Raw genomic sequence first — 341 nt, 5'->3', positions numbered from 1 at the left:
CGTGTTAGCTCACTGACTGAACTCAATGATTGGTTAGAAACTCAATGTATAAAAGACTGGCAAACACGCAAGCACCCGCAGTTCACAGATAGCACAATTGAGGAAGTGTGGTATCAAGAGCAGCGCCAATTAATGAAGGTGAATGCGCCCTTTGATGGCTTCATTGAGCATAGTAAAAAGGTATCTTCCACCTGCTTAGTCAACTTCGACCGCAATAAATACTCCGTGCCCGCCAGCTTCGCTAATCGACGTATCAGTCTGCATGTTTATCCAAGCCGACTTGTCTTTATTGCACAAGGCCAGAAAATAGCCGAGCACCACCGCGTGTTCATGAGTAACCA

At 46.0% G+C, this 341-nt stretch carries 1 protein-coding gene; it reads left to right on the top strand.

From position 1 onward, the window contains the following. Positions 1-132 precede the first annotated feature (132 nt). The coding region (locus AX660_RS23735; RefSeq protein ID WP_456095288.1) for a Mu transposase domain-containing protein at positions 133-341 on the top strand (209 nt) is incomplete at its 3' end.

It is taken from the genome of Paraglaciecola hydrolytica (genome assembly GCF_001565895.1).
Lineage (GTDB): Bacteria > Pseudomonadota > Gammaproteobacteria > Enterobacterales > Alteromonadaceae > Paraglaciecola > Paraglaciecola hydrolytica.
Note: the sequence above shows the minus strand (reverse complement) of the source record. Positions and strands in the feature narration are given on the sequence as shown.